At 41.1% G+C, this 13,955-nt stretch carries 10 protein-coding genes and 1 pseudogene; 2 read left to right on the plus strand and 9 right to left on the minus strand.

Features of this window, described 5'->3' with window-relative positions; genetic code table 11:
- Window position 1 precedes the first annotated feature (1 nt).
- From treZ to M5U24_RS14765, 9 genes and pseudogenes are all read right to left on the minus strand, one after another.
- Window positions 2–1,645 (minus strand): annotated as a pseudogene (gene treZ, locus M5U24_RS14725) (malto-oligosyltrehalose trehalohydrolase); the annotation flags it as partial.
- A gap of 52 nt (window positions 1,646–1,697) precedes the next feature.
- Entirely contained in the window at window positions 1,698–1,826 is a 129-nt protein-coding gene (locus M5U24_RS14730; RefSeq protein WP_298202823.1) for a hypothetical protein, read from the minus strand.
- On the minus strand, window positions 1,823–3,772 hold the full coding sequence (glgB, locus tag M5U24_RS14735) for a 1,4-alpha-glucan branching protein GlgB (protein WP_230408042.1): 1,950 nt from the start codon (window positions 3,770–3,772) through the stop codon (window positions 1,823–1,825). The genes M5U24_RS14730 and glgB overlap by 4 nt, the downstream gene beginning before the upstream one ends.
- A gap of 46 nt (window positions 3,773–3,818) precedes the next feature.
- On the minus strand, window positions 3,819–4,088 hold the full coding sequence (locus M5U24_RS14740) for a hypothetical protein (RefSeq protein WP_298202825.1): 270 nt from the start codon (window positions 4,086–4,088) through the stop codon (window positions 3,819–3,821).
- Between the two features lie 516 nt (window positions 4,089–4,604).
- Window positions 4,605–4,838, minus strand: a complete 234-nt coding sequence (locus tag M5U24_RS14745) for a hypothetical protein (RefSeq protein ID WP_298202827.1) — start codon at window positions 4,836–4,838, stop codon at window positions 4,605–4,607.
- Between the two features lie 140 nt (window positions 4,839–4,978).
- Entirely contained in the window at window positions 4,979–5,410 is a 432-nt protein-coding gene (locus tag M5U24_RS14750) for a hypothetical protein (protein WP_298202829.1), read from the minus strand.
- On the minus strand, window positions 5,397–5,648 hold the full coding sequence (locus M5U24_RS14755) for a UPF0175 family protein (RefSeq protein ID WP_099324377.1): 252 nt from the start codon (window positions 5,646–5,648) through the stop codon (window positions 5,397–5,399). The genes M5U24_RS14750 and M5U24_RS14755 overlap by 14 nt, the downstream gene beginning before the upstream one ends.
- Window positions 5,649–5,723: 75 nt before the next feature.
- A complete protein-coding gene (treS, locus tag M5U24_RS14760; RefSeq protein ID WP_298202831.1) occupies window positions 5,724–9,056 on the minus strand; it encodes a maltose alpha-D-glucosyltransferase in 3,333 nt (1,110 codons plus the stop codon).
- Between the two features lie 14 nt (window positions 9,057–9,070).
- Entirely contained in the window at window positions 9,071–11,056 is a 1,986-nt protein-coding gene (locus M5U24_RS14765; protein ID WP_298202833.1) for an alpha-1,4-glucan--maltose-1-phosphate maltosyltransferase, read from the minus strand.
- Window positions 11,057–11,580: 524 nt separating this feature from the next.
- Between M5U24_RS14765 and mutL the strand changes: the two genes are divergently transcribed.
- Both mutL and queD read left to right on the plus strand, forming a co-directional pair.
- Window positions 11,581–13,362, plus strand: a complete 1,782-nt coding sequence (gene mutL / locus M5U24_RS14770; protein WP_099324374.1) for a DNA mismatch repair endonuclease MutL — start codon at window positions 11,581–11,583, stop codon at window positions 13,360–13,362.
- Window positions 13,363–13,589: 227 nt separating this feature from the next.
- The gene (queD, locus tag M5U24_RS14775; RefSeq protein WP_099324373.1) at window positions 13,590–13,955 is read left to right on the plus strand and encodes a 6-carboxytetrahydropterin synthase QueD; all 366 of its coding nucleotides are present in this window, start codon (window positions 13,590–13,592) and stop codon (window positions 13,953–13,955) included.

The following is a 13,955-nucleotide window of genomic DNA, read 5'->3' on the forward strand; positions in this document are numbered from 1 at the left end:
ATCATTCCTTTATAAACGTAATAAAACTGTGTTTTCTCAGAGTGATTTGATTAAATTGCCCTGTTTTTTCTGTTAACAATGAGCCGGGACCGTCCCACATCTCATCTGATGAATCAACAAGCTTTTTCCAGTGATTTTCCTGCAGGGGAAGTTTCACGGACACTTCACTATCGCTAAAATTAAATACGGTAAAAGAGTTATCCACTCCCTCTCCTCTTTGCAAAAACACGACCTTTTCATCCTCAAGGCCGTACACGGAAAGTTTGTTCTTATCCTGATTCGCGAAGGCAGGAATTGTTTTCCTCAAATGTATCAAATGTTTATAAAAATCCAGCAATACTTTATGATGTCCCTGTCTCTTTTTTCCCCAGTTTAATTTTGATGTTAAAAAGGTTTCACTGTCCTGCGGGTCAGGCGGTTCGCCCTGCCATTGAAAGTCATGAAACTCATGCTTTCTTCCGCGCCTTACCGCTTCTATTAAAGGAACATCCGAGTGGCTGACAAAATAGAGAAAAGGCGCTTCTTCGCCATATTCTTCTCCCATGAACAAAAGCGGTATATAAGGGGAAAGAAGTATTACACCGGCCGCAAGTTTTAACGCCTCGAACGAAACCAATGCTGATAACCGTTCCCCAAGCATCCGATTGCCTATTTGATCATGATTTTGCGAAAAGACGACAAATTGCGATGGCGGACAATTTTTCGAAGAGTTACCATGACGTCGTTTCCTGAATGGAGAGTATTCTCCTGAATAAGCAAACCCTTCTCCGAGAGATTTTACCAGATGTTTCGTTTCACCGAAATCGCAATAATATCCTGTGATCTCTCCGGTAAGGAGTGTGTGCAGGGAATGGTGCAAATCATCGCACCACTGGGAATCTATCCCATAACCGCCGGTTTCTTTTGTCCGCGTTATTTTTGTATCATTCAGGTTGCTTTCTGCAATTAAATAATAGGTTTTCTTTTTTTGAACGGAGAGTTCTGCCGTTTTCTCCTTCAATTCTTCTAAAATATGTTTTGCCCCCATATCGTAAATACCGTGAATGGCATCAAGCCGCAAGGCGTCGATATGATAATTTTCAAACCAGAATAGCGCGTTCTGAAGAAAGAATGAACGAACCTCGTCACTGTAAGCGTCATCAAAGTTTATGGCCTTTCCCCATGGAGTGTGGTATTTATCGGTAAAATACGGGCCGTATTCCGCAAGATAATTTCCCTCCGGGCCAAGATGATTATATACGACATCAAGAACTACCGAGATCCCCTGTTTGTGGCATTCATTGACAAGCCTCATAAGGCCTTCCGGCCCACCATACAAATTTTGCACGGCAAAGAGATAGGCGCCGTCATATCCCCAGTTCCTTTCCCCGGGAAATTGCGCAACGGGCATCAATTCAATGGCATTAACGCCTAACTCTTTTAAGGAGTTTAATCTTGGAAGTATTGCGTCAAATGTGCCCTGGGGAGTAAATGTACCGACATGGAGTTCATAGATTATTAATTGTGAAAGTTCTATTCCTTTCCATTTACTATCTTTCCATTTGAAGGAGTCGAATTCTACCACCTGTGAATATTGATGCACTCCGGCAGGCTGAAAATATGAAGCCGGGTCGGGCCTGTCTGTTTTTTCCCCGAGCTGATAAAAATAACAGGCGCCCGGATATACATCTTCAACACAAGCCTTCCAATAGCCTTTTTCATCTTTTTTTCATAGGGAGCAGTCTTTCGTCGGGTGAAATGAGTTTTACCGCAACGCTTTTAAGAAAAGGCGCCCACACCACAAATTCGCACGTTCCGTTCCCGATATAATGTGCGCCAATCCTCATTTGTCATCCATTTCTCTTTTAAAAAAAACTATACCAAGCGGAGGCAGTGTTAGTGCAATCGAATAATATCTGCCATGTGAAGGCAGCGGACTTGCCTCTACTCCGCCTAAATTTCCGTGTCCGCTTCCATTATAATGTTTTGCATCGCTGTTCAATACCTCTTTCCAGAATCCGCCATATGGAACTCCAATACGATAGTTGTATCTTGGCACAGGGGTAAAATTGCAGACCACCAGAATCTGATCCTTTACGGTCTTTCCCTTTCGCAGGAAACTTATGATGTTGCGGTCCAGATCGTGGAAATCGACCCACTCGAAGCCCGTATATTCAAAATCAATTTCGTACAATACGGGTTCATTTCTGTAAAAGCGGTTGAGGTCTTTAACCCATTCCTGCATCCCTTTGTGTATCGGGTATTGCAGGAGATGCCAGCTCAGGCTTTCTTCGTGATACCATTCTTTTGTCTGCCCGAATTCACCTCCCATAAAGAGTAATTTCTTTCCCGGGTGTCCGAACATGTAACCAAATAACAACCGGAGATTTGCAAACTTTTGCCACTCATCACCCGGCATGCGGTACAATAACGACCCTTTCCCATGCACAACCTCATCGTGTGAAAGCGGGAGGACAAAGTTTTCTGTAAAGGCATACAGTATGCTAAAGGTAATTTGATTCATGTGGTATTTCCGGTAAATGGGGTCGATTGAGAAATATTTTAATGTGTCGTGCATCCATCCCATATTCCATTTCATTCCGAATCCAAGCCCCCCTACATACGTTGGCCTTGAAACCATGGGCCATGCAGTGGATTCTTCTGCGATGGTCTGAACATCGGGGTAAAAATGATATATTGTCTCGTTGCATTTTTTCAAAAAACTGACGGCTTCAATATTTTCCCTGCCGCCGTATTTGTTTGGTATCCATTCTCCCTCTTTCCTTGAGTAATCAAGATACAGCATTGAGGCAACGGCGTCCACTCTTAATCCGTCAATATGGTATTTATCCAGCCAAAAAAGGGCATTGCTCACGAGGAAATTTTGTACTTCATTCCTGCCGTAATTGAAAATATAACTTGTCCAGTCCGGATGAAACCCCTTCCTCGGATCGGCGTGTTCATAAAGATGTGTGCCGTCAAAGTAAACAAGGCCATGTTCATCGGAGGGAAAATGTGATGGCACCCAGTCGAGAATGACTCCAATTTCGTTCTGGTGCAGATAATCAACCAGATACATAAAATCCTGCGGGGTTCCGTATCTGCCCGTTGGGGAAAAAAAACCTGTTATCTGATATCCCCATGAACCATAAAAAGGGTGTTCCATGACAGGGAGTAATTCGACATGTGTAAATCCCGTCTCTTTTACATATTCCGCGAGATATGGCGCCATTTCACGGTAAGTCAGGAATCTGTTTCCATCCTCCGGAATCCGCCTCCACGAACCCAAATGGATTTCATATACGGACAAGGGGGCATTGATATTATTTTTCCCTGACCGTTCCTTCATCCATGCCTGATCGCCCCACGTGTATGTTAAATCCCTCACTATAGAAGCGCTGTTAGGGGGAGTTTCGCCGTAGAAGGCAAATGGGTCTCTTTTATCAACACGGTAATTGTTGTATCGTGAACGAATATGGTAGCGATAGATTGTTCCTTCGCCTATGCCGGGAACAAATCCTTCCCAGATACCTGAACTGTCTTCTCTCGCCCTGAGATGATGCGATGTCTTGTTCCAGTTGTTAAAGTCGCCTATTACGGATACCTTTTCGGCATTTGGCGCCCATACGGCAAAGTAAACGCCTTTCACATTATTAAATGTTATAAGATGCGAGCCGAGTTTTTCATAGAGATGAAAATGGTTTCCTTCTTTAAACAGATATATGTCGTGGTCTGTTAAAAGACTTTTGCTGGTATTAACCGTTTCACAGGTTTTATTTTTTTCTGTCATCATTTGTTTGTTTCCAAAAGTTGTAAAATGCCCTTTATACTACTATCCATCAATTTCTTGTTTTTATCGTGTTTTCATGCCGCCATTTCCGTAAGTGCTTTAATATCCAAAACGTCTTTATAAAACATGGGGGCCGCAGCATCTTTATCTCAGGTGTTCGTCCGGAATATTCTTTTGCGATCCTGCATTGTTTTTCAAGCCAAACAGGGCGGCCTTTATCCGTTTCCGTTATTATTGCCTTTTTCTTTAAGCGGCTATCAATAACTCTTTCAGTTTCTCCTCTACCTGAGCGCCGCCAAAGCATCCCCATAACGATCATTGCATTGTTGGCTCACCTCACACCGTCGATGAATGCTTACGCCCTTACGCATCTTCTGCCATGACGCCGGTTTGCCTTCTCATCATTGGGACTCCAAAAACCTATATTATTGATCGTTGTCTCAATAACGAATTATATTACCGTATCCTTCATAGCGTCTTCGATAGTCGCTGATAACCTCATCAGGGGGGGCCCCCCCCAATACTTCAGCAAGAACTGAACTCCCATGCTCACCATCAAACGATGATCCGTTGTCTCAAGACACTTTTGCGACAATGGGTCAGCTTCGCCCAGTCAGAGTCTTAAGCTGCCAATCTATAGCACAAAACAGTTGCCGTCCTTAACATAATCAATACCTTTTCAGTTGCCGCTCCAGCCAAGAGACCATTAAAGGTGCCCAACTCTGGATACGAAATGACCAAAACCAAACACTGGATCGTTAAAAAATGATACACAAAGACACTCTTGGGGGGGGGGCCCCCCCCACGTTCTTCTCCTTTTTACAACCTACCACACTCAACACAGATGTAATCCTCTTATGCGCGATCTGGCGAGCCAACTTCTCCTTATCAACACCTGCTCATCAAATACCGCACCTCGATACCCAAATTTTCGCCCTTCTTCACAGCCGTAAGCCATTGACGGAAAATCCTTAAGCAAATTCTGCTTGGTTAGAATTCCACGCTCACTGGCCAACCACCGCAATGTCCCGCGAAAACGAATCCTGTCCAGACCGCTTATTGCACCCACGATCCTGTCTCGATCTCATACAAGTAGTGTCCTCCAAATTGTCTGATTACTATTTACGAGGATACTAAAAATCACTTTTTGGGTGCGGAATAAACTAAAACCCTCGCTAGGTTATTTCGTTTGATCGTGCCAAAACGTCTTTATAAACATCCGCACTTATCCAGAAGCCGAATTCTTTTACTTTCACTTCCGTTATTAATTCTTCTCAATGTACCGATAACACGAAAACCTCTGAGCCGTACAACCTTTCTACCTAATCTGTCATCCATAACGATGATATTCGCTTTTAATTCTTCTGCAAGAACTATTACCTCTGCTTCACCATCATCGATATCCGTTAGAAGACACTTTTTTGCCAATTCATTTTCGATAGTCTTAGTTTTTATCCATGGTTCATTTTTTATTTCCAGAAAACCGAAGGTGTCTTTGCCTCCTGATATTATTTCTTGTTTTACTGCACCGGGTATAAAGATTTCGCCAAAAAGTTTCTTTAACAGGTCTGTTTTATTGATAGCAGACAAATAGATGATTGGTGATGTGTTTACAACGACAATATTTTTAACCGATGTCAACTTTCATATCCTCTTTAAATTCTTCTAATGTCGATATGGACACCTGATATTTACCAAGTATTTTCAAAAAAGAAATCTTATCCATACCCGCAAGCCTAGCTGCCTTACCAGACGATAGTTTCCCCATCTCGTAAAGCTTTACTGCTGCTGCTATTTTCAGCTCTTCAGAAAAATCGTCTTGTGTTTCTTTTAATGATACCAAAATTTCATCCGGATACTCGATTGTTAATGTTGCCATATTATTTTATCTCCAATCTTATTTAAGTAAAGTGTGCAAAAATAGATAAAGTTAAAGTTCTTCCTTCATCTGTCATCATTTGTTTGTTTCCAAAAGTTGTAAAATGCCCTTTATGGGTATCGATGTCCATTCCGGGCGGTTATTTAATTCATATCCCAGTTCATAAACTGCCTTTTCCAAAAGAAAAGAAGTAAGGAGCATGGTAAAATCTTCATTATTTTCAGGGAAAAGGTGGGTATTTTTTGCCGTTTCAATATATGATTTTAAGAAAATTCCTGCCACATATTGATACCATAGGTTTGTCCATGGTTCCAACACGGGTATATCTTCCGGGCGTATGGTGATATGTTTCAAGAGAGCGGTATTTGACACGTAATGGAAAGACCGTATCATTCCCGCTACATCCTTTAATACGGATTTTTTTAGTCTCCTTTCGCTAAGGCTCCTTGCAGGCTCTCCTTCAAAATCAATAATAAAAAAATCATTTCCTGTGTAAAGAACCTGGCCCAGGTGATAATCGCCGTGTATCCTTATTTTCAAAGCGGAAATTTTCTTTTTAAAGATGTTTTTATAGAGTTCTATTATTCTGTTTTCCTGCAATAGCAATTTATCGACTGATTCTTTTGTATTCTCTGGCAATTTTTTCATGTTTTTTCTGAGCAAGGCGAAAACCTTTTTCAGATAAGATTGCATTGATTGATAAAGAGATCTTTGATACAGCCGTGAAAACGGTTCGGGGCGAAACTCGTTGTTATCCGTTTCTTTTGACAGCGCGATATGCAATTCGGCCGTTCTTTTCCCCAAAAGCGATGCCATCTCAAGATATACCCCGCTAATTAATTCCTTAAACAGCAAAGGTATTTCATGCGACGTACTTTCTAAAAGGGAAAAAGACATCACGGGCATTTCCGGAATTTCATTCTTTTTTGCAAAGACCCTGTCAAAATACGTCATTAATGAATCAAGTGTATATGACCAGGCGTCTCCATGATTGGGAATGAAGCGCTGGAGGATACCGATCGATATCGGTTGATTTCCCTTTCTCACATATGCTATTTCCCCTATAAATGCCGGAACGTTGGCGAATGAAGTATACTCGCCTAGAAATCTGCCAATTTCCCACTCCGGATTAATACCTTCGCAAAGGCGTCGGTAAAGTTTGAAAATTAATTCTTTACCATAGAGTAATGATGAATTGCTCTGTTCCGCTTTTAATACGGATGATTTTTCTGAAAGCAATTCTTTCAGTTTATATTGTTTATGCATTTTCCCGGTATGAACGACAAGTCTTCCCTGAGTACCCTTTACTGACAATCTGTTTACCGCCATTTTCAATATAAACTTTTGAAATTCTTCATCATAAATGCCGTCATACACAATCCCTTCAGTATCATCTGTTTTCAGTTTCATCACAATTTTCTGGGGGTTTTCATGCAGCATTGTTTCTGCTTCGCTTCCGCTCAGATAAGAAAAAGAAAGGACATACCTATCAGATTCCTTGCCGTTATATTTTACCTCAATCAGGATAAGTTGTGTGGTATGCGTGTCTTTCTGCAATGAAATATTTTCAATAATTTTGACTTCTTGAATATCCGATGCCTTGCCGCCGAACCATCTGCTCTTTTTAAGATAAACAGGCAAAATCATTTTTTCCAATTTTACCGCCGTTTTTCCCTGGAAAACAGTTTCCCACTTTCCGTTTATACTCAATTCAGGGATACTTTCGTCTTTTGCAAGACGTAATTCTTCCGCTTCTTTTTGTATCAGAAACCAAAAGTAATCATGCCTGTTAATGGTAAGTACATAAGGAGATTTCGTTATTTTTGGGAATTTATTTCCGCTAAACACATCTTCCGGCGTACAATCGGAAAACGTTGAAAGGTCTAATTCCACTACCTGAGAGAATCGTGAGAGATTCATGACGACAAGGATATGCTCGTCCTGATAATGGCGGATAAATGCGAGTACTTTCGGATTATCAGGGAAAAGAAATTCTATACTCCCTCTTCCAAATGCCTTATACCGTTTTCTCATGGCTATTACCCGTTTCATCCACCAGAGAAGTGACGCGTGGTTCTTTTCCTGATTTTCCACGTTAATTGCCTCATAATGGTATTCCGGATCGGTAACGATAGGCAGATAGAGTTTCTGGGGGTTTACCCTTGAAAATCCAGCATTCCGGTCGACATTCCATTGCATGGGAGTTCGTACGCCATTTCTGTCTCCAAGGTAAAAATTGTCCCCCATCCCGATTTCGTCTCCATAATAAATAATGGGCGTACCCGGCAGGGAAAAAAGGAGCGCGTTCATAAGCTCTATCTTTCTTCTGTTGTTCCCTAGCAGGGGAGCCAGCCGTCTTCGGATGCCGAGGTTTATTCTTGCAACGGGATCACTTGCGTATACCTGGTACATATAGTCCCTCTCTTCATCGGTTACCATTTCAAGGGTGAGTTCATCGTGGTTTCTTAAAAAAAGAGCCCATTGACATGTTTCCGGCAATAGCGGGGTTTGATCGAAGATATCAATGATCGGAAATCTGTCTTCCATCCATATTGACATAAACAATCTCGGCATGAGGGGGAAATGGAACGACATATGGCATTCATCCTGATTGCCGAAATATACGACAGCATCCTCTGGCCATTGATTTGCTTCTGCCAGGAGCATAACATTATTGTGCGTGCTTTCAACGTGTGCCCTCAGTTTTTTCAAAAAATCGTGGGTTTCAGGGAGATTTTCACAATTTGTCCCCTCCTTTTCAAACAGATACGGCACTGCGTCCAGACGGAAGCCATCGACTCCCATATCAATCCAGTAATCGATAATCCTGAGCATTTCTTTTTGCACGGCCGGATTCGTAAAATTTAAATCGGGTTGATGTGAGTAGAAACGATGCCAGTAATATGCCTTTGCAACCGGATCCCATGTCCAGTTGGAATGTTCAAAGTCTTTAAAAATTATTCGCGCGTCTTTATATTTTTCAGACGTATCACTCCACACGTAAAAATCTTTCATTTTTGATTTCTGTTTCGGTCTCCTGGCGGCATGAAACCATTTATGCTGGTCGGAGGTATGGTTGAGAACGAGTTCCGTAATTACCTTCAAACCTCTTTTATGCGCCTCTTTGATAAAGAGTTTGAAGTCTCTTAATGTTCCGTAATCGGGATGAATGCCAAAATAGTCCGCGATATCATATCCGTCATCCTTTAGGGGAGAGGGATAAAAGGGCAGAAGCCATAAAGCGGTTACGCCGAGATTTTCCAGATAATCCAGCTTTTCCGTGACGCCCTTGAAGTCGCCAATCCCATCGCTATTCGAATCGTAAAATGCCTTTACATGCAGTTCATAAATAATTGCATCCTTATACCAGAGGGGTTCTTCAGCGTGAAGCATCTCTTTTGGCGGCATAGAGCGATACTCCTTTACATATAATAATCAAAATCGGTTTCTTTCCTCAGCCTTTTCCTTATTCGGAAAATATGCGCGGGAGTGGCATCGGGCTGAAGTTCTACATAGTTTTTTTTCCCCTGCCACACGTATTTTTCATCGCTCAACAGATCATGCACCATGTATGACTGATTTGCGTCTATTCCCAATATTTTTATCGGAACATTGACCCAGCCCGATTGAGCATGGTGCGGGTCCAGATTGACAACGACGAGTATAATATTGGAAAGGTCTTCTGTTGTCTTTCCATAGAAGAGAAGATGTTCATTATCAACTTCATAAAAACGTATATTCCCTGTATCCTGCAATGCTGCGTTTTCTATGCGTATCCGATTTATCCTTGTTATGAGATCCTTTAAATTTCCCGGCATGTTCAAGTTCCATTGTTTTATCTCATATTTTTCGGAATTAAAATATTCTTCCTTACCGGTTACCGCTTCACTGACACAAAGTTCGAAGGCAGGTCCGTAAATACCGTAATTAGAAGACAGGGTGCTTGCCAGGATAAACCGTATTATAAATGCTGGTCTTCTTCCATATTGCAGTTGTTCCGGTAAAATGTCCGGCGTATTTGGCCAGAAATTCGGCCTGAAATATTCTTTTAATTCTTCCTGTGTGAGTTCAGTGACATACTGAGTCAGTTCCCGTTTTGTATTCCGCCAGGTAAAGTAGGTATATGACTGTGTAAACCCTATTTTAGCCAATCGGTACATTACTTTTGGCCTCGTAAAAGCCTCTGAAAGAAAAATTACCTCCGGATAGATTTTTTGTGTTTCTCCTATCAACCATTCCCAAAAAGCAAACGGTTTTGTATGTGGATTGTCCACCCGGAATATACGAACCCCGCGTTCAATCCAGCAAAAGACAACATTTTTCAGCTCATGCCAAAGTCCTTTCCAGTTTTCCGTTTCAAAATTAAAGGGAACAATATCTTCATATTTTTTTGGAGGATTTTCCGCATGTTGTATTGAACCATCAGGTCGTATCTTGAACCAGTTCCTGTGTTTTTTTATATAAGGATGATCCGGGGAACACTGAAACGCAAGATCCAATGCAATATCAATATTATATTCCCTCGCCCGTTCTATCAGCGCTTGAAAATCTTTCTCTGTACCAAGGGAAGGATGTATTGACGTATGCCCTCCTTCGTGCGATCCGATTGCCCAGGGACTTCCAGGCTCTCCCTTTTGTGAGACAGGGGAATTGTTTTTCCCCTTTCGGTTCGTTATTCCAATAGGATGAATTGGAGGCAAGTACAATATATTAAAACCCATATTTGCGATTTCAGGAATGAGTGATTCACAGTCTTTCAATGTGCCGCCTCTTTCCTGTTCAGAATTGCAGGAACGCGGAAACAATTCATACCAGGCGCTAAAAAGAGCCTTTTCCCTGTCCACCACTACTCCTAATTCTTTTTCATATAGAGTTGACAGACTTTTGTCTGGCCATGTTTTCATAAGCGAAGCTAATTCCTCATTAAAGGCAAGAGAAAGGGCTCCTGCTGTATTTTTTTCTGTTTTTAAGGTATTAGCAAATACATGAAGTTTTTTGGAATCATCCTTTGTTGCCAGCGCTGATGATTTTTGAATATAGACAACGCCTGTCAAAATATCCATGCTTATTTCCTGCCCTGCGTCATACTTTTTTTTCAGTTCCTTTTTCCATGTGGTGAAGTGATCTACCCATCCTTCAACTGTATAATAATAAATGCCGATTTCCCGAACAGTAAAGTTTCCTTCCCATCGATCATTTCCCAGAGTCTTCATGGGTATTTCCAGCCAAACCTTTTCGCTGGCCTTACGTTGTAATAAAACAGGGATAACATCATCGTGTCCGTCAGTAAAGACGTCTGCCTGGACTACTACCTTCTCTCCAATTACTCGTTTTACTGGAAAACGACCGCAATCAATTTGCGGTCTTACGTTTTCAATAATTACCCTTTTTCTTCCTTCAAATTCCATTTATATTCCTGCTATTTAAAAGTTTGAAGTCGGTGTTGTTCTATATGAAAGTCTTTCCATGTAACATTGTAAAATTAACTACAAGTTCTTTATGAATACAATAGATACTATATTAATACCAATCCGGACGACTTTCATGTTTCGTTGTGATCTCCGTTCATCGGGGGTTAGTTAAATTAGCTGCAAGAAAATCTGTCTGCCCATATCCAATTTCTGGCAGGGCAAAAGGGAGTTATTCGGTAAAATAATTCTTAACTCGGCGGCAATGATTCTGAAGTTATTGATAAATATTATAATAAGGAAAGTGCGTTTTTTAATAAAAATGTTAAGATTTAATTTAGAATAGCATTATAATAAATAGTCAATGTTAAATGCATCTAATAAATTTGTTGTGTAGCATGAAAAAAGGTATTGTGTCAGAAGCCAAGAGACAATTTACTATTAATAAGGATATCAAAAAAGGGTTACCGCAGATTTTTACTGTGAGTATTTTTTTTGTTTAGGATTTAGGGCAGTGTGTGAAAATGGGTAAAGTTAAAATTCTTCCTCCGTCGGTAATTAATAAAATTGCGGCAGGCGAGTTAATTGACAGGTCTGCCGCTGTTGTGAAGGAACTCATTGAAAACGCCATTGATGCAGAGGCAAAGAGGATCGATGTTTATCTGGAAGACGGGGGAAGAAAACTGATAAGAATATCCGACGATGGCGTTGGTATTGACGCGGAAGACCTCGCTCTTGTTTTCCGAAGCCACACTACCAGCAAACTATCCAGCGCGGAAGATTTGTTTGCGATAAACACACTGGGGTTTCGCGGCGAAGCCCTGCCCAGTATTGGTGCGGTATCTAACTCAAAAATTACTTCGAGAATAAGAGGGGCGATAAGTGGCGCAGAAATAAAAACCGAAGGGGGCCGCATTGGCGATGTGAGAGAATGCGGGGCGCCGGAAGGCACGCAGATAGAGGTGCAGGATCTTTTTTTTAATACTCCCGTGCGTAAGAAATTTATGAAAACGGCGCCGACGGAGATGTCTTATATTTCAGACGTGTTAACGCGGTTTGCCCTGTGTTATCCGAATATCCATTTTACGTTAAGACACAACAACAGAACGGTATTTAACCTTCCGCCCGTTCAGGAAGTAATAGAAAGAATTGAGACATTTTTTGGCAGTGAGTTGAAAAAACATCTTTTATCTGCCTTTCTCCGGGAAGAGTTGTTTTCCCTCAAAGGATATATTGCACCGCCATTCCTGAACAAAGCGAATGGAAGGCTGCAATTTATTTTTCTAAACGGACGTTATATTAAGGATACGGCTATTTACCGTGCAATCAGCGACGCTTACCATGGGAAATTAATGAACAAACGATACCCCATAGTATTTTTATTTTTAACGGTTGCACCGTCCGAGGTGGACGTCAATGTCCATCCCACAAAAACAGAGGTAAGGTTCCGGAATAAGAGTGTTGTTTTTAATTATGTGCTCTCTACGCTAAAAGACGCCTTGAATAAATCACAGCCCAAATCCATTGATATAGTGACGCCGGAAAAAACATTTCAAAGAGACTTGGGAAACACCGATACAGTTGATCATAGAAACACCTCTTTATGGGAACAATTTCCTTTTGAAAAAACAGTGGAAAAAACGCCCGCGTCAGGGCCATCTACGGATGTGAAGCACACCACGGCCATGCCCATAAGAGAAGAGATATCTGTTGGGAAAGCGATTTTCTCCGGCAAAAAAAGGTATTTTCAGATTCACAATGCCTTTATTGTAGAAGAGACGAATGAGGGTTTGAATATTATAGACCAGCATGCCTTGCATGAAATAATCCTGTACCATGCAATATTGAAAGGAATGCAGTCATCTCAATCTCCCCGCCAGCGATTACTGATCCCGGAACTTGTGGAATTGAACCCAAAAGACTTTTTTTTCGTATTAAGCATAAAAGAACAACTGGAAGGCATTGGCATAGAGATCGAGGAATTTGGAAGCAATACCATTATGATTCGTTCCTTTCCCCAAATCCTGAAACATTTAAATGGAAAAGAATTTATAGAAAACCTGACGCATGATTTTGGCGAGGAAGATTCCCGAAAGGGCAATGAAGGCGTCATGAATAAACTAGTCAATATCATGGCATGCAAGGCCGCGGTAAAAGCGGGGCAAAGATTAGAGTATCGGGAAATAGAAGAACTCATGGAAAAGAAAAAAAATATCAATGCCTATACAAATAACTGCCCCCATGGCCGGCCGACGACACTATCACTTTCTTTGGATGAATTGTACAAACATTTCAAAAGAAAATGAGCCATTGAAAATGAAGGAATGGTTATCCTATGTTTTTTTATAAAAAGACGTTAAGCACATTCTTTCTTTCGATTAAAACCCTTGACTTTTAATTTTGCCGCGGATAAGCTTTTTTCAAAGCTTCAGGTAAAAAGCAATGTTTGTCCAATTGCCCGTCCCTTTTACTAAAAAGTGCAGCGTTTTGTAATACCTTTCTTTAAAAACCATTTCTTTCCGGAGCAATATTTATGTTCGAACTTATAATCGATACGGATTTTGCGGCGGCACATAATCTTCGGGGATATAAAGGACAGTGTGAAAATCTTCACGGCCATAACTGGAAGGTTCAGGTTGTTTTGAAGTCGGAAAAGCTGGACAATCTTGGAATGGTGATTGATTTCAGAGAAGCAAAAAAGCTTATCGGAGACGTTACAAAAAAATTTGATCATACGTACTTAAATGACATGGAACATTTTAAGGCCGAAAACCCAACCACCGAAAACATTTCCAGAATGATTTACAGAGAATTAACAAGTGCCATGCCCTCAGGCATAAAGGTTGAAAAAGTTACTACGTGGGAATCAGACCGATGTGGCGCAACGTATTTTGAATAA

Source organism: Candidatus Kuenenia sp. (genome assembly GCF_027493735.1).
GTDB classification, from domain to species: Bacteria; Planctomycetota; Brocadiia; order Brocadiales; family Brocadiaceae; genus Kuenenia; species Kuenenia stuttgartiensis_A.